The organism is Syntrophobacter fumaroxidans MPOB, assembly GCF_000014965.1.
Taxonomy (GTDB): domain Bacteria; phylum Desulfobacterota; class Syntrophobacteria; order Syntrophobacterales; family Syntrophobacteraceae; genus Syntrophobacter; species Syntrophobacter fumaroxidans.
The window spans coordinates 1,266,701-1,293,257 of record NC_008554.1 but is presented as its reverse complement, the minus strand read 5'-3'; the positions used below and the strand labels follow the sequence as shown (position 1 = coordinate 1,293,257).

General features: G+C 59.2%; 19 protein-coding genes and 1 tRNA gene. 7 read left to right on the top strand and 13 right to left on the bottom strand.

Translation table 11 applies throughout. The annotated features are described in order from the left end of the window. The first annotated feature begins 225 nt into the window (after positions 1-225). Entirely contained in the window at positions 226-1,278 is a 1,053-nt protein-coding gene (locus SFUM_RS05445) for a potassium channel family protein (protein ID WP_011697910.1), read from the top strand. Between the two features lie 376 nt (positions 1,279-1,654). Here SFUM_RS05445 and rpsU read toward each other — a convergent pair whose 3' ends face one another. Together rpsU and fusA are read right to left on the bottom strand one after the other, a co-directional pair. Next, positions 1,655-1,849 (bottom strand): 30S ribosomal protein S21, encoded by a 195-nt coding sequence (gene rpsU, locus SFUM_RS05440; RefSeq protein WP_041439939.1) that lies wholly within the window; start codon positions 1,847-1,849, stop codon positions 1,655-1,657. A 206-nt stretch (positions 1,850-2,055) separates the two neighbouring features. Continuing rightward, a complete protein-coding gene (gene fusA, locus SFUM_RS05435; protein ID WP_041439937.1) occupies positions 2,056-4,095 on the bottom strand; it encodes an elongation factor G in 2,040 nt (679 codons plus the stop codon). 577 nt (positions 4,096-4,672) lie between these two features. Between fusA and SFUM_RS05430 the strand changes: the two genes are divergently transcribed. Both SFUM_RS05430 and SFUM_RS23085 read left to right on the top strand, forming a co-directional pair. Continuing rightward, positions 4,673-5,731, top strand: coding sequence for a lytic transglycosylase domain-containing protein (locus tag SFUM_RS05430; protein WP_049766298.1), 1,059 nt, complete (start codon positions 4,673-4,675; stop codon positions 5,729-5,731). Positions 5,732-5,805: 74 nt separating this feature from the next. Beyond that, the gene (locus SFUM_RS23085) at positions 5,806-5,976 is read left to right on the top strand and encodes a hypothetical protein (RefSeq protein ID WP_153307202.1); all 171 of its coding nucleotides are present in this window, start codon (positions 5,806-5,808) and stop codon (positions 5,974-5,976) included. A gap of 230 nt (positions 5,977-6,206) precedes the next feature. Here SFUM_RS23085 and SFUM_RS05420 read toward each other — a convergent pair whose 3' ends face one another. From SFUM_RS05420 to murJ, 10 genes are all read right to left on the bottom strand, one after another. After that, entirely contained in the window at positions 6,207-6,659 is a 453-nt protein-coding gene (locus SFUM_RS05420) for a universal stress protein (RefSeq protein WP_011697907.1), read from the bottom strand. A gap of 44 nt (positions 6,660-6,703) precedes the next feature. Then, complete coding sequence (locus SFUM_RS23260) at positions 6,704-7,672, bottom strand: protein kinase family protein (RefSeq protein WP_011697906.1); 969 nt, start codon at positions 7,670-7,672, stop codon at positions 6,704-6,706. A 102-nt stretch (positions 7,673-7,774) separates the two neighbouring features. Further along, complete coding sequence (locus SFUM_RS05410; protein ID WP_011697905.1) at positions 7,775-8,359, bottom strand: uracil-DNA glycosylase; 585 nt, start codon at positions 8,357-8,359, stop codon at positions 7,775-7,777. Next, positions 8,360-8,884, bottom strand: coding sequence for a cob(I)yrinic acid a,c-diamide adenosyltransferase (gene cobO / locus SFUM_RS05405; protein WP_011697904.1), 525 nt, complete (start codon positions 8,882-8,884; stop codon positions 8,360-8,362). Positions 8,885-9,237: 353 nt separating this feature from the next. Further along, the gene (locus tag SFUM_RS05400; protein ID WP_011697903.1) at positions 9,238-9,510 is read right to left on the bottom strand and encodes an FmdB family zinc ribbon protein; all 273 of its coding nucleotides are present in this window, start codon (positions 9,508-9,510) and stop codon (positions 9,238-9,240) included. A gap of 249 nt (positions 9,511-9,759) precedes the next feature. Then, the gene (locus tag SFUM_RS05390) at positions 9,760-11,691 is read right to left on the bottom strand and encodes a penicillin-binding protein activator (RefSeq protein ID WP_011697902.1); all 1,932 of its coding nucleotides are present in this window, start codon (positions 11,689-11,691) and stop codon (positions 9,760-9,762) included. 439 nt (positions 11,692-12,130) lie between these two features. Next, entirely contained in the window at positions 12,131-14,056 is a 1,926-nt protein-coding gene (gene dnaK, locus SFUM_RS05385; RefSeq protein WP_011697901.1) for a molecular chaperone DnaK, read from the bottom strand. Positions 14,057-14,227: 171 nt separating this feature from the next. Next, the gene (grpE, locus tag SFUM_RS05380; RefSeq protein WP_011697900.1) at positions 14,228-14,797 is read right to left on the bottom strand and encodes a nucleotide exchange factor GrpE; all 570 of its coding nucleotides are present in this window, start codon (positions 14,795-14,797) and stop codon (positions 14,228-14,230) included. A gap of 84 nt (positions 14,798-14,881) precedes the next feature. Further along, positions 14,882-15,928: a heat-inducible transcriptional repressor HrcA gene (hrcA, locus tag SFUM_RS05375; protein WP_011697899.1), complete on the bottom strand. Its 1,047-nt coding sequence runs from the start codon at positions 15,926-15,928 to the stop codon at positions 14,882-14,884. Between the two features lie 326 nt (positions 15,929-16,254). After that, a complete protein-coding gene (murJ, locus tag SFUM_RS05370) occupies positions 16,255-17,823 on the bottom strand; it encodes a murein biosynthesis integral membrane protein MurJ (RefSeq protein ID WP_011697898.1) in 1,569 nt (522 codons plus the stop codon). Positions 17,824-18,294: 471 nt separating this feature from the next. Here murJ and SFUM_RS05365 point away from each other — a divergent pair. The 3 genes from SFUM_RS05365 (at position 18,295) to SFUM_RS05355 (ending at position 21,783) form a co-directional block, all read left to right on the top strand. Next, positions 18,295-18,371, top strand: a tRNA-Arg gene (locus SFUM_RS05365). 630 nt (positions 18,372-19,001) lie between these two features. Continuing rightward, on the top strand, positions 19,002-20,501 hold the full coding sequence (locus tag SFUM_RS05360) for a M48 family metallopeptidase (RefSeq protein WP_041439931.1): 1,500 nt from the start codon (positions 19,002-19,004) through the stop codon (positions 20,499-20,501). 325 nt (positions 20,502-20,826) lie between these two features. Continuing rightward, positions 20,827-21,783 carry an ExeA family protein gene (locus tag SFUM_RS05355; protein WP_011697896.1) on the top strand — a complete coding sequence of 319 codons (957 nt, stop codon included), beginning with the start codon at positions 20,827-20,829 and terminating at the stop codon, positions 21,781-21,783. Between the two features lie 241 nt (positions 21,784-22,024). On the opposite strand, the gene SFUM_RS05350 is transcribed toward SFUM_RS05355, so the two are convergent. Continuing rightward, positions 22,025-22,987, bottom strand: a complete 963-nt coding sequence (locus SFUM_RS05350) for an ExeA family protein (protein ID WP_011697895.1) — start codon at positions 22,985-22,987, stop codon at positions 22,025-22,027. A gap of 1,816 nt (positions 22,988-24,803) precedes the next feature. Here SFUM_RS05350 and SFUM_RS05345 point away from each other — a divergent pair. After that, positions 24,804-26,393: a cytochrome-c peroxidase gene (locus SFUM_RS05345; protein ID WP_011697893.1), complete on the top strand. Its 1,590-nt coding sequence runs from the start codon at positions 24,804-24,806 to the stop codon at positions 26,391-26,393. Positions 26,394-26,557: the final 164 nt, after the last annotated feature.

Genomic DNA, 26,557 nt, shown 5'->3' with positions numbered 1-26,557 from the left:
TGCATGCCATCCTTTTTACTAATCCTTCCTTGCAGCCGCGTCAACCGTTATGATAAAAAATCAACTGCAAAAAATGACGCCGACAGTCAAATCCCGGTCGGTTCATTTGCGCCGAAACACGTGTATTGCGTTCGCAGGCGCAGCGCACTACCGGGAGCCGCCGGCGGTCGTCCCCGCCGGGTTTCGTGCCTGGCGCCGACCTCTCCGATTCGAGGATGATGGTTCATGCAGAATGTCTGGTTCGCGACCACGGGCCACCGCGTTGCCATTCTCGGTGTGCTCTCCGTTTTTCTGGTGCTGTTCGGTACTTCCGGCTACGTTTTCATCGAGCACTACACTTTCCTCGATGCTCTGTACATGACCGTCATCACGCTCAGCACCGTCGGATTCACGGAGGTCAGACCCCTTACCGACCACGGCCGCACCTTCACCATGGTGCTCATCCTCATGGGCGCGAGTTTCGTGGCCTTCAACCTTGCGTATTTCAGCCAGCTTCTGTTGGACGGAAACCTGCTGGAACTCTACCGGAGGCGAAAATTGAAGAAACAGCTCGATCAGCTCAATAATCACTACATTGTATGCGGATACGGGCAGATGGGACAAATCGTCGTCCAGGAGCTGCGGCACTACGGTGTGCCCGTGGTGGTACTCGAAAACGATGAAGCCGTCCTCGGGAAGATTGCCGAGAAGGGAATTCCCCACCTGGCCGCCGACGCCACCGAGGAGGAGGCTCTCGTTGCCGCCGGCATCGGCAGGGCAAAGGGTCTGGTGGCAACGGTGAGCCGGGATACGGAGAATGTTTTCATCGTCCTGACCGCCCGGGACCTCAACAGGGATATCCTCATCTACGCCAGGGCGAGCACGCCCGGAACCGACAAGCGTCTTCTCAAAGCCGGGGCCGACCGCGTCGTCGCTCCTTTTGCCCTGGGCGGTATCCGGCTTGCACACAACATCCTGAGACCCACGGTCATCGATTTTCTGGACCTCGCCTTGTCCGCCGAAGGCATGGAGCTGAGCATGGAGGAATTGTGCATTCCGGAAGGAGCGCAGATCGCGGGCAAGGACCTCGTGCATTCGGGAATCCGCAGCCGGTATAACCTCATCGTGGTCGGCATCAAGCGCAGCGACGGGACGATGATCTACAATCCTTCCCCAAAGGAAGTGTTGCAGTCCGGCGACATCCTGATCTCCATCGGACCCCAGGTAAACCTCGAAAAGTTTGCAACGGAACTGCTGGGCTGTTGTCCCCACTCGGCGCTCGGACCTTGCCGGTCCTGACCCGCACAAAGGATTCGGCAAGGGAGCGGAGCTTTTGCACAAACAAGCCCGTTTTGCGAACGGGAACCTGCCGGGGGGCGCCATCAGCCATGAGGAATATTGGAGGGTCGGGATGGACACTGTCGGCCATGCGCCGGGTGATCCCCAGCAAGCTTCTCCCGCAAGGACGAGGGCGAATGCTCGATGGGCGGCGATCCACGGAAATGCAAACCCTGAGCCGGGCAGATCGGCTCAGGGTTTGATGTTTTTCAATCGCCTACGGTCAACGTTCAGGCCGGCCGGCGCCGTTTGGGTGACGGAGGGCGCCTCGGGAGGATCGCCTGGGGCATTCCGTGGGGTTACGGCCACGAAGGCCGGTTTCCAGGGAGGTGACGACTCATGCCGATCGCATCAACCTGCGTTCCCGCCGCTGGATGCGCTTGATCGCTTTCTTCTTCTTGATGCGGCGACGTTCTCCCTTGGAGAGATAGTAGTTGTGGCGACGCAACACGGGTTGGACGTTCTTTTGGAAATCTTTGCGGAGCTTGCGTATTTTCTTCTCGATGTTCTCTCTGGTTTCGGACTCCGACATTCAGTATTCACCTGCCTTTCCACACGAGCCCTCAAAGGGCGGATTCGATTTTTCCGGAAAGCGCTGATTTGCTTCGCCCGGCCTGGTGCAGTGCATTCCGGCGCTCATCGTCTGTTGTGCAGTCGACTGTGTGTGACACAGAACCTTTATCGTTTAGCTTAAAAATTAAATGACTTCAACAAAATTATCGAGCCGTCGGACTCGGGCTATCCCTGGGATGCCACGTCGTAGTGCGAGAAGTGCATGGTGAAGGTGGCCCGGCCCTGGGTTGCCGACCGCAGGGCGGTGGAATAGCCGAACATCCGTGAAAGGGGCACCACGGCCTGCACGACCTGAATGGCTTTGCGGATGGAGATGTTTTCCACGCGGCCTCTGCGCAGATTGATGTCGCCGAGCACCTCGCCGAGGAACTCCTCGGGAACCAGGATTTCCACTGCCATGAATGGTTCGAGCAACGTCGGGGAAGCCTGTTCGCACGCTTTCTTGAAGGCCATGGATGCGGCCACCCGGAACGCCAGTTCGCTGGAAACGCCGTCCTGAAACGCGCCGCCGAAAATCACCGCTTCCACATCAACCACGGGATAGCCGAGCTGCGGGCCGCTGCTCAGTGCATCTTGAACTCCCTGTTCCATGGCCGGGAAGAAGACCTCCGGAATGGAAGCATCCCTGACTTTGACCAGAGTGGTGTTCCCCTGGCCTCTCCGGCGAGGCGCCAGGTGGATGTCGACCACGCCGTAGTGCCGCACGCCGCCGATTTCGCGATCGAATACGGCCTGCGCCTCCGCTTCCCGGGATATGGTTTCCCGGTAAACCACCTGCGGCTTGCCCGCGTTGACTTCCACATTAAAGTCCCGGTCGAGCCTCGTGAGCACGATCTCCAGGTGCAGTTCCCCCATCCCGCTGATAATGGTCTGCCCGGTGTCCGGATTCTCCTGAAAGCGAAACGTCGGATCCTCCTCCGAGAGCTTGGCCAGGCTGTCCAGGAGCTTTTCCTGGTCGGCTCTGCTTTGGGCCTCCACGGCGATGGAAATCACGGGCTCATACACATTGACGGGTTCGAGCAGGACGGGATGCGCCGGGTCGCACAGGGAATCGCCGGTGCCGGCGGACTTGAGACCCATGAGAACGACGATGTTGCCCGCTCCGGTCTTTTCCAGCCGGTCGCGCTTGTTGGCGTGCATCTGAAATATCCGGGAGACCTTCTCTCGCGTTCCTTTGGAAACGTTGAGAACGTCGTCTCCCACCTGCAGCCGCCCCGAATAGATCCTGGCGTACGTCAGCTTGCGTCCCTGGTCCATCTGGATCTTGAAGGCAAGCGCCGCAAAAGGTTCCGTCTCACTGCTCGATCTGCGCTCGACGGCGTGGGTGACCGGAGCTCTGCCTTCGATGGGCGGAACGTCCAGGGGAGAAGGAAGAAAATCGACGATGGCGTCGAGCAGCGGTTGGATTCCCTTGTTCTTCAGGGCGGAGCCACAGAGAACGGGAACCGCCTTGAGGTCCAGGGTGAGCTTTCTGATGGCGGGAACCAGGTCGGCGGCCGAAATTTCCATGCCTTCCAGGTATCGTTCCATGAGGTGATCGTCGAATTCGGCCACCTTCGCAACCAGACGGTCACGCGCTTCGAGCGCTCTGTCCCGCAACGAGGCCTCGATATCCACGTATTCGTATCGCTCTCCCAGCGTCTCGTCGTGGAAAACGATCTGCCGCATGCCGATGAGATCGACAACCCCGCGAAAATCGGATTCCCGGCCCGCGGGAAGCTGCAAAACCAGGGGGATGGTCTTGAACTTGCGCTCAATCTGCTCGACGACCTGATCCAGGTCGGCACCCAGCCGGTCCAGTTTATTGACAAAGGCGATCTTCGGGACGTGATACCGGTCGGCCTGATGCCACACCGTCTCCGACTGGGGCTCAACCCCTCCCACACCGCAAAACACCGCAATGGCTCCGTCCAGGACGCGCAGGGACCGCTCTACTTCGATGGTGAAGTCCACGTGGCCGGGAGTGTCGATCAGGTGGAGTTCGTGGCGGTTCCACTGACACGTCGTCACGGCCGAAGTGATGGTGATCCCGCGCTCCTGCTCCTGCTCCATCCAGTCCATCACGGCCGTGCCGTCGTGCACTTCTCCCATCCTGTGCGATCGACCCGTGTAAAAGAGGATCCGTTCCGTCACGGTGGTCTTGCCGGCATCGATGTGTGCGATGATGCCGATGTTGCGAAAGGATTTGAGCTGCGGTACCGCCATAAGTATTCTTTCGGATTGTAAAAAAACAGTAACGGGACGAAGGTGACCCGTAAAGATATTGAAATTCCGAGCACAAGTCAATATGGTTCTGCCCCTCGAACGCGGTGTGGAGAATCACCGAGAAAGAGTCCGCCCCGGGCGGGGATGCTTTGCCGTCGATGGGCGGGATTGCCGGTGAGGGAATAAGTGGTTTTTGTATTGTTTAGCAAGATTCAGGCCATTACCAAGAACCTCTTGGAATGATGAATACTTATTAACGTTTTGTGAAAGATGCTGTTTGACGCTGTTTTGCAGCATAAAAACGAGATTGTGCGAAAAAGGAGAGTCCAAACGGTTTGCCGTAGACTGAGATGGATTCACACCAGCCCTTAGGAGCCGAATACGGAAACATCGATTTGGATATGTTCCTGAGGAGAGGTATTTCCCGTGATTTTGGGAATAATTCCCTCTAACGCTGGAAAACCCCGATTTCTGGACCTTGCACAAGGGGTCCTTTTTTTGGTAGAAAGGCGCATCCTAAACTCTTACGGGTATCCGCGAGGGCGATGTGTTTTCTTTGAAATAAAGGAGAACCAGTATGGCGCCTGATTCCAGACTCTGGAGGCACCAGCTGGGGGAAGCTCTAACAGGTTTTCGGCGTATCTTGCCGAAGGCCGCCGTCCCGTTTTGTCTGATTCTCGTGCTTGTTTCCTCGAACATCGAGGCAAAGGCGGAAGCAACCCGGGACTCCTGGAGCGTGGTATCCGCCCAATTGGCGGTGCATGAAAAACCCGCTCAGGGAGACACCCTGATGCTCGCGTCGTTGCCCCCCACATCGAATTTATTCAATTCTTCCCCTGCTGGACGATGGAGTAGCAGAATCCAGATACCCATCAATGATCAACCCCTAATCCAAAAATTTGTCCGTTTCTATCAGGAGCAGGGTCGGAGAACGTTCAAGGAATCCCTGGAACGTTCACGATTCTATGTTCCCATCATGACCGAAATTCTGGAGTGTCATGGTGTTCCCCCTGAAATGATTTCCGTCGTCATGGTGGAAAGCGCGTTTCAGAGGAATGCATCACACAAGGGAGCGGGCGGTTATTGGCAACTGTTGGCACCGACAGCCCGGGCAATGGGATTGCGGGTGGACGGCTGGGTCGACGAGAGACGAGACCCGATCAAGTCCACGAGGGCTGCTGCCAAGTACTTGCGCTCATTCTATGAGCAATTCGATTCTTGGACGTTGGCACTGGCCGCCTATAATGCGGGCGGCGGTTCCGTCCAGAGCGCGCTTAGGAGAAGCCGCGCAAACGATTTCTGGGAGCTTTCCAAACGCGGGAGATTGCCTTCGCTCACAAGGCACTATGTCCCGAAGGTGTTGGCGGCGATGCACATCATGCAGAACCTGGAAAAACACGGGTTCAAGAGCCCGGGTCAGTTTTCGAATTACGACTATGAATCCATATGGGTGCAGGCACCTCTCAAGCTCGAGCAGGTGGCCCAGTGGATCGATGTTCCGATGACCCAACTTCAGGAGCTCAACCCTTCGCTGCGTTTGGATACGTTGCCTCCCGATTCCGGCTATGCCCTGCGTTTGCCTTCCGGAGGCAGGGACAAGTTCGATATAGCCTTCGAAGACCATTTCCGGAAGTGATGAGTGCACATGCAGTCTCGCGGATTAAGCCACTGATGACCACTTTAGGTTGGGCTTAAGTAATGAGTATTAGGATGTTGGCTGTCGAGCTTTACCGGGTGATGAAACGAGTCGAAGAACTGGAAAGAAAACTCAAGACTTTGAAACCGGGGTCGCCCGAAAAGGAAAAGGTGGAAGACGAGCTTCGAGTGACCCGGGCGGAAGAGCGACGACTCAAGTCCCTGATGCAGGGGGCGAAAGACTGACTCCCCCTTCTTGGACCGACCGGAGAGTGATCCTGACGAAAAATGTCGGACTGAACACTTCGAGACGGGACTCGCCGCCAGGATCATCAACGCACGATCCATGAACGGTAAAGCCGGCCGCTGGGAGAAATTGGAAGAAGGTTCCGATCGGCATGGAGCCGTCGGCCCCCTTCCCTGGAAAGGGAAGGGGGCCTTTTCTTTGGGTGCGCCCTGCAGGGCGCTCCTCCCTCCTATCCCACGATCCACACCGCGCAGTTCTTTGCTTCTCTGGCCACCTTGGTGGAAACGGAGCCGAAGAGGAACTGCTCCCGCTTGCTGAGTCCCCTTCTGCCGATCACGATTGTGCCATAGGCGCCCGAACGCTGTTCATGGAGGATCATGTCGGCTACGCTCACCGCCTTGTGACAGACCTGGACCTTGATCCTGATGAGGGATTCCGGGATTCCGTGCCGGGCAAGACGCTGCCCCGCCTTCTCCATGAGGGAGAGGCCTTCCGAGCGGGCGCGCTCGATCCGCGCTTTCCTTTCTCTTTCATCCGGCACGATGTCGGGTGAGGGTTCCTTGATGACATGCAGCAGCGTGACCGTGGCGGAACTGTGACAGGAAAGCATCCCGCCCAGGTAATCGACCGCCTTGAGCGAGTCTTCGGACAGATCCACCGCAACCAGAACTTTGTTCTCCATAATGCGCTCCCCCTCATCCGCAGAATGCCTTGACCGCCTTCGATTCATCGGTAGACGTCGGCTTCGCACGCCCTCAGATCTTCCAGCAATTCGTCGGTCGTTTCGTAGAAGATTTCCGCTCCCTGGCTGAAATGCATCAGGACGTGCATGAGAGAATCCGGTATGTACGGGAAAAGCTTCTGGAGATTGATGATCCGGTGCTTGAAAAAGAGTGAGAAATCGGAACCGGTCAGGCATGAAACGACATTCATGCCCGCAGGACCGCAGGCGCTGAGGTCCGGGACACTGTGAAACCCTTTGCCGAGCGCGAGCAGAAGCACGTTGCCCAGGCCGAACAGGTCAACGCCGAATCGATTCTCGTACCATTCGTACGTGTAGTCGAAATCGATCCAGACGTATCGGCCCGTCTCCCGTTCGATGATGATGTGATCGTTGCGTATGTCCCCATGGAGCTCGTCCATCTCGTGGAGCCTGTTCACCGCTTCCACGCAGGTGACGAGATTCCTGAAGACATCGGGAAACTGTTGCCGGAAATAGGTCTCGTGATCGACGGTCATGTCGAGAATGAAGTCGTAGAACCGCGATCCGAACACCCGGTCGATGATCCGGACGATGTTCCCCTTGCTGTCGCCTACGTTGAATCCTTGCATAAAGTACGGATCGGAAGCGGTCTTTTCAAGAATCCGGGCTTCCTTCGGAGGACTCCGGTAGCACATGATGCGAAGGACACCCAGGTGCATCGTGAAGGATTCATGGAATTCCAGCTTGATCACCTTGGATCTGCCGTTGGCGAGGTCGACGGCCTTTTTCACCCAGAACTTCGGCTCCCCGTCCAGGCCGAACCGCCCTTCGACCTCTTCTCCCCGCACCAGGTAGTACGTTTCGCCCAGCTCGAGGACGTCTCCCTCCCGGATGGTCATGAATTCCGTGGTGTCGGTGACGATCCTGAGTTTGCCGCGCACGGGAAATCTCGAGTATTCCCTTACCCTTTCCCGAATTTCGGACTCTTTCATAGGACAGCCTGTACGATCCGTAAAATGGTTCACGCAGACTCTGCCGGAACACACCGGGAGCGAAGGATGAAAAGCCGGAACAGCGAAGACGCCGCACCGGGTTCATTCGGGCCGGACGGCAACTTGCCGGAAGGCCCTTCGAAGTGCGCTGCTCTTTTCCGGAACCATGAAATTGAACGGCGAGGGATGATACGTGACAAGGATATTCAGCCCGGCTCCGCGGAACAAGGCGCCATTGGCCCGTCCCATCTTGAGGTGCGGGTCGTTCAGGAGAGCTTTTGCCGGTGACAGTCCCAGGCACACCGCGAGTCCCGGCCGCAGAATGTCCAGCTCTCTTTCCAGAAAGGGAAGGGCATATCGACATTCCGCGGCCGCGGGGCTGCGGTTGGCTCCCGTGGAAGTGCGGGGGCGGTACTTCAACAGGTTGGTGATGAAGAGATCTTCGCGCGCGAGCCCGTTTTCAAGCAAAAGCGCGTTCAGGTTCCGGCCGGCCGCTCCCACGAAGGGTTTGCCTTCTCTTTCCTCATCGCGTCCGGGGGCCTCCCCGATCAACACGATGACGCCGTCCTCCATCGACCCGTCGCCCGGGACGAAAACATCGCCCATGTTCTCTTTCCGGTAGAACGCATCCCGGCGGATTGCATCGTACAATGCGTGAAGGCTTCTTTCCTTGTCCCGGCGGGCCATCTAGAACTCGATCCCTTTCTGAGCCTTCACTCCCCGATCGCGAAAGGGGTGCTTCACCTCGCGCATTTCGGTGACCAGGTCGGCCGCGCGGATGAGCTCCTCGGGAGCGTTCCGGCCGGTAGCGACCACGTGGAGTCTTGCGGGACGGTCGGACACCGCTCCCAGTACCTCCTCGGAGGATAGCAGCCCGTAGGAGAGCACCACATTGATTTCGTCGAGGATAACGATATCGTAGCCGCCCCCGCGGATCTCGGATGAAGCCAGTTCCCATCCCTCTCGGGCCAGGCGCCTGTCTTCGTCGAGGTTTTCCTTGGTCCAGGTGAATCCCGAACCCAGCGTTCGGATGGTCACTGTATCGAATCGTTTGAGCGCTTCCAGTTCGCCGTACTTCCAGGACCCTTTGAGAAACTGGAGGATCAACACGCTCAGGCCGTGGCCAGCGGCCCGCAAGGCCATTCCCAGGGCCGCCGTGGTCTTGCCCTTCCCGTTTCCGGTGAAGACCATGAACAGTCCATTAGTGTCCATGCGGTTTCCTCTCATTCGCAAACGTGCCGCAGTGAGGCGGAAGACGGCCGGGAGCCGTCCGGCAGCGCGATGGTCCGGAGCCCGGAGTCGAGAATCGGGAGTCGCCGCGTCCTCATGCCGGCTCGCCGGGGAACGCTTCGATAGCTGCGCTGGAACAGGCAACAGGTTCTGGGGATGAGCACGATCATCGATTGGAAGGATTGCCGCAGGGATCGACCCGCCCGTTCGGCTTCGGCTCGAATGTGCGAAAAAAAACGGGCGCGTGAACGGCCCGTTTGCAGTTCGGATTCGTAACTGATGGAAATTCTTCGATTGATGCGCCTTCCGCCGCGTGAGCCGGTCGGCTCCGCCTCCTATTCCGAGGCGGTCGAAGAAGAATCGGTTTTCTTCTCGGCGCTGCCCGACGACGCGGTTTCGCTGCTCCGAGGCGCACTCGTGCTCTGGTTCTTCCCGGCGTAATCGGTGGTATACCAACCCGAACCCTTGAGGTGGAAAGTGCTCATGGAGATGAGCTTGCGCAATTGCCCCCTGCATTCGCAGCACTCGGTAAGCGGGGGGTCGGAGAATTTCTGCATGGCTTCCGAAGTTTTTCCACACTTCAAACATTCGTATTCATAGATCGGCATATCCAAAAACCTCCTCTTGAACCGCAAGTGGATCCAAAACCGTTGTTCTCTACCGCTAACCGCACAAATTATAAAGCCACCGATTTCTTTGTCAAGGCCCCGATGCAGGAGAGCCCAAAATGTTCCGTCTTCGGACCCGGAAAGCAATGCCGGAAGGCGGTTCGCTTTCGGCCGGCGGTGCATGCCCGCCCCGGCGGCATCGCATGGGCGCGCGGCTCGAATCGGGTGATGAGCCGGCGGCTCCACACCTCATGGAGCAATCTGCACAAGCTTTCCGTCCTGCACCTGGAGGAGCAAATAGTTCCGCTGCAAGCCTCCCATCGGGGAGAAGGAGTACTTCCCCGCGATCCCCTCGAAGCCCTTTGCCGTCATGATGGTCTGCAGGAGGGATGCGCGGTCGATCCCGGTCGATCGCAAAGCGCTGCGGGCCTGCAGCACCAGCATGAGCGCGTCGTAGGCCTGGGCTTCCAGGTAGGATGGCGGCGCCCCGAATTTCTCCTGAAATCGCTCGCGGAAGTCCTTCGCCCGGGAGCTCGGGTTTTCGGGGTAGTAGGCCGTGGCGAACAGCGCATGCTCGATGTAGACCCCGCCGGCCTGCACGAGCGGTGCTTCGCTCCACAGGTTGGTCCCGAGCAGAGTGGCGCCCACCACGTTGTTGTATGGGAGTTGGGGGGCGATGAGCGATACCGACTGCACCTGGTCGGGAATGAACAGCGCATCGAACGGCGTGGTTTCGACGCCGGTCGGGGGCTGGTTCTTCTTGGCGATGGTGATGAGCTTTTGCAGCGACTCCTTGAAATCCGTCGTTTTTTCCTTGTAGGAAACACTGGCCATAACCTGGCCGCCCAGTTCCGGAACGACTTCGGAGAAAATCTTCGCCAGCTTCTGCCCGTAGCGGTCGTCCGGATAGAGCGCCGCGAAACGGGTGTGACCGAGTTTGTCGCGGCAGTGCTTTACGACGGATCGCACGATCTCGCGACTGTCCAGGAAGATGTGAATGACGAAGGAACTCGCCGCGCCCTCGTCATCCTTTTGCGTCATGGTCAGGACGGGCACCCCGTAGCGGTCCGCGAGCGGCGCCACCTCTTTGGCCGCCTGCGCCCCAAGGGGACCGATCACGGCAAGGACGCCGTCCTTTTTCACCATTTCCTCGAAAGACCGGGTGGTGACGGCTGCATCGGCCTGGGCGTCCTTGACCACGAGCGACACCTGCTGGCCCGGGTATCGCTCGCTCCAGTCCGAATTCGCGAGCGTCAGGCCTTTGAGCACCATGTCGCCGTACCTGGCAAATGAACCGTTGAGTGGAATGAGCACTCCGATGCGATCGGCATTGACGGCATATTCAGCCCCTTCCGGGCGGGTGCCGCGGATGGCCGCCTGTATCTCCGGGACCAGCGGGTGAGTCCCGTTCCGGGCGAGAAGCTCCTTAAGGCGGGCTCGCGCCGGGTCCTGGCGCCCTTTCTGCATTTCCAGCTGGGCCATCCGAAAATCCAGAAAGACCTTCATGAAATCCGAAGGAGTCTTTTTATACAGCCTCTTCACCTGCCCCTCGTCCGCATTTTTCAGCAAATCGACGGTGGCCCGGGTGAGCGTTTTCTTCTGCTCCGGGGTTGAGGCCGCCGGGAAGCCCGAACCGGCCCAGTCCCAGCCCGTCTCGATATCCCCTTCGGCGCCGTAGAGCCCGGCCATGAAGGACGCAAGGCCCACCTGCAAATCAGGTTGGGACGTCGAAGTCTCCCACAGCGGCACCGCTTCCTTCATGGCCTGTTTCTTCTTGCCGGCGGCGGCAAGCGCGCGGAGTCGATCCAGCCGTGCCTGGCCGATTCCGTCCCAGTTGGGATAGGTGTAAAGCAGGTAGTCGAAATACTGCAGGGCGCGATCCGGTTGTCCCTGGGCCAGGTAAAGGTTGCCGACCACGGAAAATCCCCGTGCCGCGACGGCATGGCCGGGATATTTCTGGATGACCTTTTCCCAGAGGGATATGGCTTTGGGAATATTTCCGCTTTTGCGCGCCTGCTCGGCCTGCTGGACCATCTTTTCGGCGTCCGGAGGCGTCGTCCCGGTGAGAGACGGGCGACTCGGAGCCTGTTCGGCAGGTTGCTGGGAACCGGGACATCCGGCAAGGAATGCAACCGTTACCACCAGCAGCAAAATCCGGGAGTATCTGCTAATCCGTTTCATATATGCCTCGATGCATTGAAATGGCGAAGTCCTCGAGCGCCGATCCCGATACGGGCAGACTCTCCGCTCCGCGCATGACAAAACCCCCGGGGAACCGCTCCGTTCCCCGTCGGCTCCGGAACCCCGACCGCGGGCGAAGACAATCTGTTGCAAGAGGAAAATGTATACCCCAAAACGGCGTCAAGGGCACACGAAATTTCATGTGCCCTCAACGTTATAGTCTTCATGCCGATCGCGGATCGCCACGGGCATGCCGAATCGCCGCCGTGTGAACGCCGCGCCCTCATTTCCCGAAAGGGTCGAAAACCTGGGGCGCACGGCGAAGCACGGTCCTCCGCGTCATTTCCGGGCAGGCGATAATCCACGCCGTTCAGCGCCTTTGTGCCCCCGGCATCCACCGGGCCGACGCCTGCATTTTTTCATTCAAAGCCGTCCGGGGCTACTTGTCCTTCACTTCCTGGAAGTCGGCGTCGACGACGTCGTCGTCGGGCTTTTTCTGCGCACCGGCGGACTCGCGCGCTGCCTGCTCCTCCGCTCCGGCCTGGGGACCCTGTTGTTCCGCCGCCCGCTTGTAAGCCTCTTCGGCCACCTTGTGGGAAATCTGCATCAACTGGTCCATGTCTTTCTGGATCGCGTCCTTGTCGCCATCCTCCATGGTCTTGCGCAGCTTTCCGATCTGCTCCTCGATATTCTGACGCGTCTGGGCGTCGATCTTGTCCCCCATGTCCCGCATCGTCCGCTCGGTGCTGTAGATGAGCGTATCCGCCTGGTTCCTGGTTTCCACCAGCTCACGCTTCTTCTTGTCTTCCTCGGCGTGCACTTCGGCTTCCTTCACCAGGTTCTGTATTTCGTCCTTGTTCAGGCCGCTGGAAGCGGTGATCTGAATGGACTGCTCCTTCTGCGTAGCCAGATCCTTTGCCGAGACGTGCACGATGCCGTTGGCGTCGATATCGAAAGTCACCTCGATCTGCGGGATGCCGCGAGGCGCGGACGGGATCCCGACCAGTTCGAAGCGGCCGAGAGTCTTGTTGTTGCTCGCCATCTCCCGCTCCCCCTGAAGAACGTGGATGGAGACCGCCGTCTGGTTGTCCGTGGCGGTGGAGAAGATCTGACTCTTGCGGGTCGGAATGGTCGTGTTGCGCTCGATCAGCCGGGTCATGACCCCGCCCAGGGTCTCGATGCCCAGGGACAGAGGCGTGACGTCCAACAGCAGAACGTCCTTGACGTCGCCCTTGAGCACCCCGGCCTGGATCGCCGCCCCGATTGCAACGACCTCATCCGGGTTGACCCCCTTGTGAGGTTCCTTGCCGAAGAATTCCTGCACCTTCTGCTGGACCCGGGGCATCCGGGTCATGCCGCCCACCAGGATCACCTCGTCAATGGCGGTGCGGCTGAGCCCGGCGTCGCGCAGGGCCTGCTCCATCGGCGGGAGCAGTTGGTCGATGAGGTCTTCCACGAGGGATTCGAGCTTCGCCCGCGAGAGCTTGATGGTCATGTGCTTGGGGCCGGCGGCGTCGGCCGTGATGAAGGGAAGGTTGATCTCCGTCTCCATCGTGGACGACAGCTCGATCTTGGCCTTTTCCGCCGCTTCTTTCAGCCGTTGCAGCGCCATCTTGTCGCTGCGAAGGTCGATTCCATAGTCTTTCTTGAATTCGTTGGCGAGCCAGTCGATGATGCGCTGGTCGAAGTCTTCCCCGCCCAGGTGGGTGTTCCCGTTGGTCGACTTGACTTCGAACACCCCCTCCCCGATCTCGAGGATGGAAATATCGTAAGTGCCGCCGCCGAGATCGAACACGGCGATCTTCTCGTCCTTCTTGCGGTCGAGGCCGTAGGCGAGGGATGCCGCCGTCGGTTCGTTGATGATCCGCAGCACCTCGAGACCGGCGATCTTGCCCGCGTCCTTGGTGGCCTGCCTCTGGCTGTCGTTGAAGTAGGCGGGAACCGTGATCACCGCTTCGGTCACCTTCTCGCCCAGGTAATCTTCGGCGGTCTGCTTCATTTTCATCAGGATGAAAGCGGATATCTCCGTGGGGCTGTACTCCCTGCCCCGGATGGAAATGTGCGCGTCGTCGTTCTTCGCCTTCGCGATCTTGTAAGGCAGGATCTTCACGTCCTGCTGGACCTCGCGGGACTCGTACTTTCGCCCGATGAGCCGCTTCACGGCGAAAATCGTGTTTTCCGGGTTCGTGATCGCCTGTCGTTTGGCCACTTGGCCCACCAGGCGCTCTCCACTATCCGTAAAGGCCACCATGGAGGGTGTGGTGCGACCGCCTTCGGCGTTCGGAAGTACTTTGGGGTCCTTGCCCTCCATGATTGCAACCACCGAGTTCGTGGTTCCAAGATCGATACCGATCACTTTGCTCATTTAACTGCCTCCTTTGTAAATACCAAGCCTTTCCCAACCGTTCGATCAGAAGAGTATGCAATCTCCGCCCGGTGTAAGAAGTGTGAATCCTTGCCAAACATAGTGGTCGCACAACGTTTGTACAACCCGTCGCCGCAGCTTTTCCCGCAAAAAGCCCGGCAAAATCATCGACTACGTGTCACCGGCGGCTTTCGACACCACCACCATGGCGGGACGCAGCAGCCGTTCCTTGAGCGTGTAACCTTTCTGGAATTCCCGTATCACCGTGCGTTCGGGATAGTCGGCGACTTCCTCCTGCATCACGGCTTCATGGAAGTTGGGATCGAAAGCGTTGCCCACCGACTCGAACGGCGTGCATCCGAACCGGGCCAGGCTGTCCAGAAAGCCCTTCAACGTCATGCGCACTCCCTCCACCAGGCTCCCGCAGTCCGCCTCGTTCTCGCTGTGCTCCAGGGCGCGCTCGAGGTTGTCGAGCACGGGAAGCAGGTCCTTCATGAGGCCTTCGTTGGCGTAGGCGATCCCTTCGGATTTCTCCCGTTCGAGCCGTTTCCTGGTGTTGTCCAATTCCGCCGCCATGCGCAACAGGCGGTCCTGGGACTGCTTGAGCTCTTCCTCTTTGCGCGCCAGCAACTCCCTGTAGTCGGGTTCCCCGGGCTCAACGGCGACCAGTTCCTCGCTCCCGCTCATCTCCGAGTTCTCGGGAACCTCACCGCCGTTTCCCTTCATATGTTTTTTGGACATCTGTCTCTTTTCCTCCTGCAGCCTGGTATGAAACGGTTCCATATCGCGAAGCCGGAATCCCGCGGGGCGCGCCGCGCCCGAGCGTCAATCCTCGCCGGGTTCCTCCAGAAGCTGACTCAGCAGGTCCGCCGTGAACTCCACCACCGGAATGATCCGGGAGTAGTCCATCCGCAGCGGGCCGATGACCCCCATCACGCCGAGGAGCGTGTCCCCGCGGCGGTAGGGAGAAGAGATGAGGCTGATCTCATTCAACTCCTGGAGGTCGTTTTCCGTCCCGAGGATGATCTGCACCCCCGTGGAATTCCTGAGCGTCCGGTCCAGGAGCCGGATGATCCTGGATTTGTCCTCGAAGGCGTCCAGAATGCGCCTCATGCGGTCCACGTCGGCGAATTCCGGGTTGTTGAGAAGATTCGTCCGTCCCTCGATATAGACGTCGCTGCTCTCCAGGTTTTGCTGAAAAACCCGGTCGGTGATCTTCAGGGCCCGGGAATAGAGCTGATCGAAGAGCACCTTTTCGTCGCGCATCTCTTCAAGCACGCGCTGCTTGACTTCGCCGAGCGGCATATCCTCGAGCAGATCGTTGAGGTACCGGCTGTACTTGTCCAGTTCCTCCTGCCCGATGTCCTGCTCCCATTCCACCAGGGTGTGGTGAACCAGGCCCGTCTTGGACACCAGCAGGACCATGATCTGGTGCGCCCTCAGGCGAATGAACTCGATGCGCTTGAAGAGCGTCAGAGTGAGCTTGGGCCAAAGGACCACGCCCGCCTGCCGGCAAAACCGGGACAGCACGCGCGAAGTCCTGCGCAGCAGTTCCTTGACGTCCGGCAGCTCGTTCCTGAAGGCCTCGCGGATCATCTCCCGCTCCCGTTCCTCCAGGGCCTTGAACTGCATGATGGAGTCCAGGTAGAAGCGCAGCCCCCTCTCCGTGGGTATGCGGCCCGCCGATGTGTGGGGCTGGTGCAGGAACCCCATCTCCTCGAGATCCGCCATCACGTTGCGAATCGTGGCGGAACTGACGTTTACCCCGTATCGCTTCGAGATGGTCCTCGACCCCACCGGTTCCCCGGTGTGGATATAATCGGTCACCACAGCTTCCAGGACGTGCTGATCGCGCTTGGACAAGTCGCTCACGGAAGACTCCCCCGCATCTTGTTAGCACTCTGCCAGAAAGAGTGCCAGCCTAACCTAGTGACGAACGCCCGTTTTGTCAAGTAGCACAAAGGGCTTGCGCCGCAATATGTCCGCGGGGTTCATGGGGAAAGGAAAACGGGTGATGAACGGAAGGCGGTGCAAAAGGATTGCGCCGCGACCCACGCACGGACGGATGGGTATCGATGGGCGAGGATCGTCGCGTCTTCCCGTCGCCGCGGCCCGAACGGATGCGGGAGCGCATGGATAACCACGGGCAGGGCCGGGGATAAGAGCGCGGCAACGACGGGTGCGGCGGTGCGTCCGTGTCATCGGAGGAGGAGCCGGGCGAGCGGGCCGGCGTGTTTGAGGTAGGGCTGCACCAGGGCCGGGATGAGGCGGCCGGCCAGGCCCAGGAACACCGCTCCGAAACACAGGCCGCTTGCCCCGATGAGGCAGAACGCGGACAGGTAGGGGTGTTCGAGGGACCGGAAGATGTCCAGGCGGCCGAGGATGAAAGCGGGCACGGCGGCGGCGAGCGACAGGGCCGCGAGCTTGAGCAGGCCGGGGAGCAGCCCCGTGAAGGTTGCGCTCCCGAACCGCCGCCGCCAGGACCAGGACAGGACGGCTGAATAGAGGAAAATTCCGGCGGCGCTGGCGACGGCCACTCCCGTTGCCCCGAGGGACTCCGTCAGGAAATAGAACACGGGTATGGAAACGAGGGTGGTGAGGGTGCCCAGCAGGGCCGGGGTAAGGGTGTCCCGGGTGGCGTAGAACGCCCGCCCGAGGATCTGCTGGTATCCCCAGCAGAAAACGACGGCGAGCATGATTTGCAGCAGCCGCGCGGTGTGGACCGTATCCTGGGCGGTGAAGTGCCCCTGCTGAAAGATGAGGCGGATGGTCGGCTCGGCCACGATCATCATCCAGGCCGTCAGGGGCACGAGCAGCGTCATGGTGTTTTGCAGGGCGGTGTTGAGCGTCGCGCAGAAGCGGGGCAGCTCGTCTTTGGCGTGGAGCTCCGCCAGGAAGGGGTAGGAGGCGACGCCCGCCGCCTGTGCCACCACTCCGACGGGCACGAGCATGATCCGGCGGGCGTAGTTCAGCCAGCTGATGGCGCCGATTCCGGCAAGGGATCCGAAGATCCGCACCAGCTGCTCGTCGAGCACGACGATGGATTGGCCGATCATGAGGGGCAGGGCCATCCGGAGGAACGGTTTCATGCCGGGATGGACCAGTGCGGGGCGTAACTTCATGCCGCCGGTCCGTCGCGCGGCGAGCCAGGGCAGGAAGAGGTTGCCCGCGAACGCCCCGGCGAGGACGCCCCAGCAGAAGCCTTCCATGCCTCTCGACCGCATCAGGATGCCCCCGGCGATGATGAAAAAGTTGTAGACGAGCGGGACCAGGGCCGGAACGAAAAACTGCTTCTGCAGGTAGAGAATGGCGGTGAAGCACGATCCCAGCAGAAAGCACACCTGAGCGGGCAAAACGATGCGCAGGAAGTACGCCAGCCGCTCCAGGGCTTCCGGGGGGAGACCCGGGGCCGCAAGGCGGGCCAGTTGAGGCGCGAACAGCATGGCGACGGCGGTGACGAGCGAAATCACCAGGGCGATCCAGGTGAGGACCGTGGAGAAGAAGCGCCAGCCGTCCTCGCGGTCGCGTTCGAAGGCGGCCGCCAGGAGGGGGATGAGCGTGATGGAGAAATAGGCCCCGGCGAGCAGGTAGTTGATGAAATCGGGGATGACGAAGGCGGCGAAATAGACGTCGGATTCCCGGGTGGCCCCGAACAGGTAGGAGATGAGCTTGTCGCGGATGAGGCCCATGAAGCGGGACAAAAAGATGCTCACGCCCATGATCAGGGCGGCCGCTCCCATCTGCTGCCTGCTGCGCCAGAATGCCATGAATCCGTGCTCCGCCGGGTTGCGCGTGCCGGGGTCGCGAGCGCGGCCCTCGTTCAAGCGCCTGCATGTGATCGATCGATCCCCACGCCGGTGTCGCGCGCGCGACCCTTGTCCGGACGATGCGAACTCCGCTCCAATCGTTCGTCATGAACGCGTCGGCTTCGGCCCTGAACCTGGCCCTCGTCCAGGGCCGGGCGCCGAAGGCCCGCTCGCCGGTTGCCGCGTCAGAAACGGCAACCCTTGACCAGGACGGCAATCCTTGACCAGGTTCGGGCTTCGATGATCCTCTCTCACGACGCGTGAATACCGTCACCGCCCGAGCACCCGTGGAAAGATGACGGACGGCGGGCCGACCGCGCGAAAGGCCCGGTCCCGTGAAGACAGAACTATCCACCAAAACGGGAACCGGCGCAATTCTTTTTCTGCTTGCCTGCGGGGGTGTTTTTTGTTAGAAGTCGCTGTTACTTCGTTGCGCCCATAGCTCAGCTGGATAGAGTGCCGGACTACGAATCCGTAGGTCAGAGGTTCGAATCCTCTTGGGCGCGCCAGGACACAACATTAGGGCTCAGCCGGATCGGCTGGGTCCTTTTTTGCTTCCTGGGGCTGCTCCGGCGGGACTTTCCGGTGAAGAGCCTTCCTGCGCCACTTTTTACCTGGCATTTTACCTACATTGTTACTGGATCGCACACGGCGACGGTCGGTAGTGCGGCCACTTGTTCCTGCATCTTCGAAAACACGCCATCTTAGCTCCTTCAGCGATTTTCAGGCCTATAGAAGATTTCTCAGGTTAGGTGAAAATCACAACGGCGACGGTGACGGTCCACAGTGAGAGCCGCCGCCTGTCTGAATTCCATGCGGGGCTTGTTGTGCATACTGCGGTAACGTATGGAAGCCGCTCGGTCGAATGCCCAATTTCTCCGCAATCTGCGGGTCCGACACGTCAGCGAACCTCCTGCTTGTGCTTTGGTCCGCGGGAAAGCGCTCCCCCCGCCTGGCTCTTCTCTTCCCAGCGGATCGTGTGGGGAACCAGGGTCCTTGCGGGAATATCAGCGGGTCGGATTTCTATGTTCTGCCGCGCCGCATTCCAGCCGATAAAACATTAGGACAATATGGAAAATCGGGCTGTGACGCATCGAGCCGCAGCCGCATGCCAACAACCCCCGAAGAGAGGTGCCGGTGTGAACAATTCCTCGCTGCCGGGCCGCGCCGTGCTGGCGCTCATCCTGCTGGCGGGCTTCTACGTGCTCGCGATCAGTATCGCGGCCGCGCTCGCCTACCTGGCGTACGTTGACATCAAGTACTCCAGGCACATTCACCTTCGACTGATACTCGGCTGCGTCCTTGGCGTCGGCGGCATCCTGTGGGCCGTGCTGCCCCGCCCGGACAAATTCCAGGCACCCGGGCCCCGCTTCCACGCAATCCGGCACGCGCGCCTTTTCCAGGAGTTGACAAAGACGGCCGGAGCCGTGGAGCAGGCGCTGCCCGGCGAAGTGTATCTCATCCCGGAGATGAACGCCTGGGTGAGCCACCGAGGCGGCTTCATGGGGTTCGGAAGCCGCAGGGTGATGGGGCTGGGGTTGCCGCTGCTGCAAACACTGACCGTCTCCGAGCTGCGGGCGGTACTCGCTCACGAGTTCGGACATTTCTACGGGGGCGACGTGCGCCTGGCGCCCTGGATCTACAAGACGCGCTCCGCCATCGGTCGGACCCTGCATCAACTGGACGACAGCCTCATCCAACTGCCGTTCGTCTGGTACGGAAGGCTGTTCCTGCGGATCACGAATTCCGTGGCGCGCCGGCAGGAATACGCGGCGGATGCCCTGGCCGCCCGGGTCGTCGGCAACGCCCCGTTGATCGGCGGGCTGAAGAAGGTAAACGGCGCCGCCGGAGCCTTTGATGCGTACTGGCACAGTGAGGTCGTGCCGATACTCTCGGCGGGATTTCGACCACCCGTAGCCGAGGGGTTCGCCCTCTTCCTCGCATCGCCTCACATCTCCGCCCGTATGGCCGAAAACCTCGAAGAGGAAATGCAAGCCTCGCACTCTGACCCCTACGACACCCACCCGTGTCTGAAGGAGCGCATCGAAGCCCTGGCCGCGCTTCCTTCCGCCGTCGGTCAGCTCGATGATCGGCGGGCGATGGACTTGATCGACGGTGTCGAAGCGCTCGAGCTCGAAATGCTGCAAGTGCTATTCGAGGAGGAAGACCCGGGCGGTCTGCGCCCGATTGGGTGGAAGGACGCACTGAGCGCCGTGTACCTGCCGGCATGGCGCCAGACGGCGCGCGAGCACATCCGGGGATTCGAAGGAATCCGACTGGGTGAATTGCCCGAGCTTGCCGGCAAGCCGCAGGAGCTTTCCACCCGCTTCGAGCACCCGGATGCCGTTACCGGGGATGAGAAATGGGAAGGCGCCTGTCGTTTGTTCGGGACCGCCATTGTTGCGGCACTTGCCGATCGGGGCCACGCGATCGCCTGCGAACCTGGCGATCCGGTTCTCGTCGAAATCGGGGGCGAGAGGTTCAATCCTTTCACGATCCTTTCGGACCTGGCCTCAGACCGTATCACCGCGGTAAGGTGGAAAAGGCTCTGCGCGGCGGACGGCTTGGAGCAGCTCAGGCTGGATGCCGCGTTGCATGAGGATTCCAGGCCGGAGATTCGGACCTCTTCCGGGCGGTGAGCGCATTCAGGCCGGCGGGAAGTCCTTCGCATGCGCAAATTGGGTTGAGAACGGTTTGCGCTCAAGGACACGATTCACTCCCGTGCCCGCCGTCCGCCCTGAAAAAACCGGGGCCGTCCATATCGAGGCTCGCCTGCACGTCCGTGCTGGCCCCTCGCCCAGGCAGGGCGGAAGCGCGGGGGTCGGGATGGAAGCCCGGCGGCGGCTCCGTCGTCCTTTTCGCCTGCGCACGCAGGGCAGAAATGTGAAAAGTGTAGGTTTGACCCCGGGAGGTGGTGTGGTATGCTCCGGGAAATCGATGATCATTTCCCGGAGAGGATGCCCGATGTACATGGAATTCTACGGCTTCGCCGAAATGCCGTTTGGTCTTGGCCCGGACCCCAAATTCCTGTATTTTGCGCCCTCTCATTTTGAAGCCTACTCGTCCATGATGGCGGGAATCAGGGAACAGAAGGGCGTAATCGTGATCACCGGGGAAGTGGGAACGGGGAAAACCCTGCTCATCCGGACGCTTTTGAATGACCTTGCCGACGACATAAAGACCGTTTTTGTGTTCCATACGGGACTCAGTCTCAAGGACCTGCTGAAACAAGTCCTGCTGCAGCTGGATGTGCCCCTCTGGGAAAAGGAAGAAAACCTGGCGTATTATCTGAGAACGCTCGGAGGGTACCTCAACGAGAGGCTCGCCCGGAACGAGACGGTGGCCGTGATTATCGATGAGGCTCAAAACCTGGACGAAGATACACTGGAAGGCCTGGGCAGGCTCTGCGACCCGGAAACGCCCGTCGGGAAAGTGCTCCAGATCCTGCTCGTGGGGCATCCCGAACTGGAGGAAAAACTGGGCGGCGACAAGCTGCGCGCTTTCCGGCTTAAGATCAAGGTGCATCGACGGATTGCGCCCCTGAACCGGGAGGAGGGCAGGCGGTACGTCGAGCACCGTTTGAAAGTGGCGGGAGGGAAAGAGAACGGGACTTTCACTCCTAAAGCCGTGGACCGGATCCTCGAATTTGCCCGGGGCATTCCCCGGGTGATCAACCTGATTTGCGACCGTGCCCTGCTGATCGGTTTCAGCAGAGCCAGCCCGTCGATCGACCTGAAAATCGCCAGGGAGGCCATCAGGGAAATGGATTATCTCCGCCCCGCCGGCAGCGGCCCTCTCCTGCGAACGCCGTCCCTCAGGAAGCCGGGGCACAACATGGTCAGAGTTTTTTTGTTGCTGTTATCACTGGTCATTTTTGCCTTCTCCCTGCAAAAGCTCCTGGCCGTGCTGCTCCGGCAATGAGTGGGGAGGCCCTCTCCTCATACGGATTTACCTAGAAAATAGATTCCCGGCCGAAACTATTTTCATGCTTCGCGGGTGTCGCAGGGGGCATGGATAATTGCGTTCAAAATGATACTCTAAAAGCGTGGGGGACGTATCCCCCACACCCCCTCGCCGCTTCGCGGCTCCGTGTGGGGGGTGCGGGGGAATCATTCCCCCGCTCTTTTGTGCTTGAAAGATCCATCTTGCGCGCAACTTCGTTTCAAAGGCGCAGGTTCAGCAGGAAGACAATGAACAGCGCCAGAAGCGAGTATGCCAGCAGAATATAAGTGATGGTCGTGATGAACGGGCTTTTTTCGATGGTGTCGTCAAGGGCCTTGACCGGTCCCTTCACTCCTTTCCATCTTCCCGATCTGTGCCCGTTCAGAACCGGGAGAGCCTTTTCCACGAGGTCCGAGCTGATATGCTTCCGGGACAGGGCGTAGCCGCTGCAGATCGACATGTAGCAGAGCATATTGATGTTCCGGGGAATCCCCCGGCTATACCTGCAGATCAAATCGACGGCTTCGGGCGTGAAAATCTTTGTAATGCCGCTCCCCACCTTCCTCAGCCGGTGCTCGACGTATTGAGGGATTTCGAGCTCGCTCAAAGGCTCAAGCCGGCATCGGACCTCGATTCTCTGAAGGATCCGCATCAGATCCTCGGCCCGGAGCTTTTCCTCGAACTGCGGTCCGGCCGCAAAGAGTTCCTGCACAATCCCCGGTCCCGGCCTCCTCGGGTGGGGGTTGCAGAGCATGCGCAACTCCTCGAGCACCTGCCCGCTGAATTTGTGGGCCTCATCCACGGCGATCAGCAGGGTTTTGCCCCTTGAAAGCCCCGAATACAAATATTCATAAAGCCGCGACAGCATGGAGCTCTTGTCCGGTTCCCCCCGGGGAAGCTCAAGGGCGCGAAGGAGATCTTCGAGCACCTCTTCAAAGCTTTGCGACGGCCCGCTTATGAGGGCGGCCTTCACGCCGGGATCGAGCATCTCCACCAGCAGCCGGAGAAGAATCGTTTTCCCCATCCCGTCTTCTCCCGTGATGACGAGAATGCCCTTTCCACTCTTGATTCCAGCCCTGATGGTGGTCAGCACTTCCAGATGGTTGCGGCTCGGGTACCAAAAACCGGTGTCCGGTTTTATGCTGAAAGGCTCTTCAGAAAAACCGTAAAATTGTCTGTGCACCGCTGCTCCTTTTGCTCGGCGCATTGCTGGGCATGCAGACGGAGATTCAGCCGGAGCAAGTGCATCCGGATGTGCGCCATGCGTTCCGGGACCGCATCGGGGGGCGACACTTCCCCCCCCGAGAATTCGGAGCGATGCCGGTGCACCCGGACCACGCACGGCAGAGCAACCGCACATTGGGATCATCATCCGCAATGATGCGTCGGGTTGTGCGCCATGCGCCCGAGTTGCATTCTGGGGTTGGGTTTTCTGCCGGAACAACTTCCGATGGTGAACCGGATTCCCGAAAACTTTACCACTTCCCGGTCGAACATGCAAAATATGGTTTGAAAGGTCGGGTTTTGAGCTTCAGGAGCCATGGCCTTCGCCGCAGGGGAGGGGCCCGTTCTCGCGCCACGCTCCCTTGGATGAAAAAAGGCAGGTGAGCGTAGCGGATACGTTCCGGAGAAGATGCCGAGGCAGCATGGCCGCGGCACCTTCAAAAGGAACTGCCGGGGTGCATGCCGGCCGGAACGCTGCTTTCCGCGGGCAGCATCGGCTTTGAAACAAGACGGTAAGGCATTCGGACGACTGCGGCCTCTCACGGGCTTCACCGGATCGGACAGCGGGAGGCGGACGCCCGCCCTGAAGGCGCAAAAGCGCAAAAACGCAAGAAATGCCTCGAAAAGACCTGCCGCATTCCCTGGCGCAGCCCTGTAGAGCCGCCCGCATCAGAGTACCGGATCGATTGTGGTCCGGGGTTCTCCGAATGAGGCCGGGAGAATATGCCGTCACGGGGGAAAACCCTTTGCCGGAAAGCCTTCAGAGACCCACCCCTCCGCGTGAACGGAAAACCGCGTGCGTTTTTGTCCCGGAGCCTCCGCACGGAACATCGTGCCGACCGCTTCGGGTTTTTGTGTATTCCCTTACTTGCCCCCTACCAATTCTTTCATTTGAGTTTACAGTTTTCCACTTATTTATTATTTCGAAAATAGTGGATAGAAGATTGGCAATCGACTTGGATTCCAAAATGCTATCCGTCTCCGTTCAACCATCAATAAAAAGCGGATTGACGCACTCGCCTCAACGGCACGATGTGCTGTGTTGATCGGAGAGCTTCCTGATCTGAAAGCTCGAAAGTTCACAATTCCTCCGGTCTTGTTGCGTTCTGCACGATTTCCAATCGATTTCAAAGAAGAAACACAGTTAGAGAGAAAGCATATTATGTTGCTAATGGAAGTACTGTGTCCTAATAGAAAGGTGCGTTCAAGATTATACAACACCTGCCAAGCGTAATGTGACGCGGGCGTGGATAAACCACGCCCCTACGGATCGATGTTCCTGTCATACGTATGGAATGGCTTTATGCCATCCAACCCGCAATGCACCGATCTTGAACGCGACATGGCATAAAATCATAATAAAATGATAAAATATATTGAGTAATAATATACTTGTCTTGTGAATAATAATAAATTGTACTCCAAATTAGTATATAATAAATTTATAACAAAAGAATCCATCAATCAGATCATATAGATAATGAATGAACATCCTATCAGTACCTGTAATTAATAATAATTATATCAAGTTATACAATATGGAAAATAAAGATGATCATGCCGGGCAGAATATTCTAACGTGTTGTAATAACTGGCCAATTGTTTCACTTTGGAACAATCGACAACCTTTTACGCAATGAGTCGAAAGGAGGTCGCCGTGGCTCCACAACCAACGGATAAGTCCACAGAAAAATCCCAATGGAAAGGAGGTCGATATCTGTAAATCGTCGGTCCTAAGGAGGAAAGAATCATCTCAGCATGGAAAGGAAATGAAAATGAAAAAACATATTCCGGTAATGGCGGTGGTAGTCCTGGCAGCCCTGCTCGCAGTGGGCGTGAACGTCAGCCCGGCGGCACTGTCGGACATTGAGAATCTGGGCAAGTTTGTTTTCTTCCAGAATATATCCGATCCTCCGCGCATGGCGTGCGCCACCTGCCACGTCCCGAGAGCGGGTTGGACCTACGGGGTTTCGGGGGTCAACCTGCACCAGGTGGCGGTCACCGGTGCGAATCCCCACACCAAAGGAGGGCTCAAACCCCCCATGAGCGCGTATGCCTCATTTTCCCCCCCGTTCCAGGTCTCTCCCCTCCCTTTCCCCAATTTCCCTTCCGGGTTTCTTGGGGGAGTTTTCTGGAACGGCCGCTCCGAGGGGGCGGACCCTCAGGTCTTTCCGAACGGGGCGACAGTGCCTATCGGCGATGAGGTCTTTCAGGACGCCGGAGGCGCCTTTATCCCGGGTTTGAAGACTGCTTACGGAAAATACCTGGGACCATTGGCCGAACAGGCGTTCAATCCGTTCTTGAACCCCGTCGAACAGAATCAAACCCAGCTGGGGGTCTGTCGGACCGTCGCTTCGGCCGCGTATGCCCCGCTTTTCGAGAAAGTCTGGAAGGAACCGATCACCTGCGAGGAGCGGTTGGCAGTAAACTATAAGCGAATCGCGGTGTCGCTTGCCGCGTACCAGTCCTCGCCGGAGGTCAACTCATTCAGCTCCAGGCGCGATATCGCGCTCAAAAGGGAGCTCGACGGGATCGACGTCGACGACACTCCCGGGCAGTTCCCGCTCAAGGGCTTGACGGCGCAGGAAAACCTGGGCCACGACCTGTTTTATTCCACTCCTGCGAATCCGTTGATCGTGAACGGGGTGCCCAAGATCACCAACTGTTCGCTGTGTCACGCCAATAACCCTCCCGTCATCGATCTCTCCACCACTCCTCCCACCTTTACCCCGGGGGATACGGGAGTGGAGCCGGAACAGACGTATTCGGACAATTCATACCACGTGATCGGCGTGCCCCCGAATCCCGAGATCCCCGGCTTTCCGGTATTCAACGAAGGGCTGAAAGCGCATACGGGAATTGACGCTCATCTGGCAGCCCAGCGAAGCCCGAGCCTGCGCAACGTGGACAAACGCCCCGACGCGGATTTTGTCAAGGCGTACACCCACAACGGATGGTTCAAGAGCCTGGAATCACTCGTTCATTTCTACAACACGGCCAACGTGAACGGGGTTACGGCGGCATCCTTCGGCATAACCGAATGCGCGGAGGGCATCGCGACGGAAGTGGATGCGCTGGCGAACAACTGCTGGCCCAAGCCCGAGTTTCCCAGTGCGCCCCTGTCCGCCATCAACATCGGCCTGATCGGCGACATGGGGCTGACTCTCGAGGAAGAAGCCGCCATCGTGGCGTACCTGAAAACTTTCACGGACACGGCCACTCCCAAGAAGCCGCAGCCGTATCTTGAGAGCAAACCCGGACGCCCGCAAGCCACAGGGGCGTTGACGGCCGGCCCCGCTCCTTCGAAGCCGGAAGCGCCGTTGACGGCCGGTTCCGCTCCCCGGGAGAAGGCTTCGGGCAGATGATCCGCCTCACTGAGCGGTTGTGCCTGTAGGGGGCTCAACGCGGCAGAGGGAGGAAAGGGCGGGCGGAAAAAGGCTCGTCCTTCCTCCCGCCCTTGACTTCGGCCCGGGATCGCTCCCGGGCGTTGTCTCGCCCTCGCCGTTTCGTGCGCTCGGCAGAAAGAGCC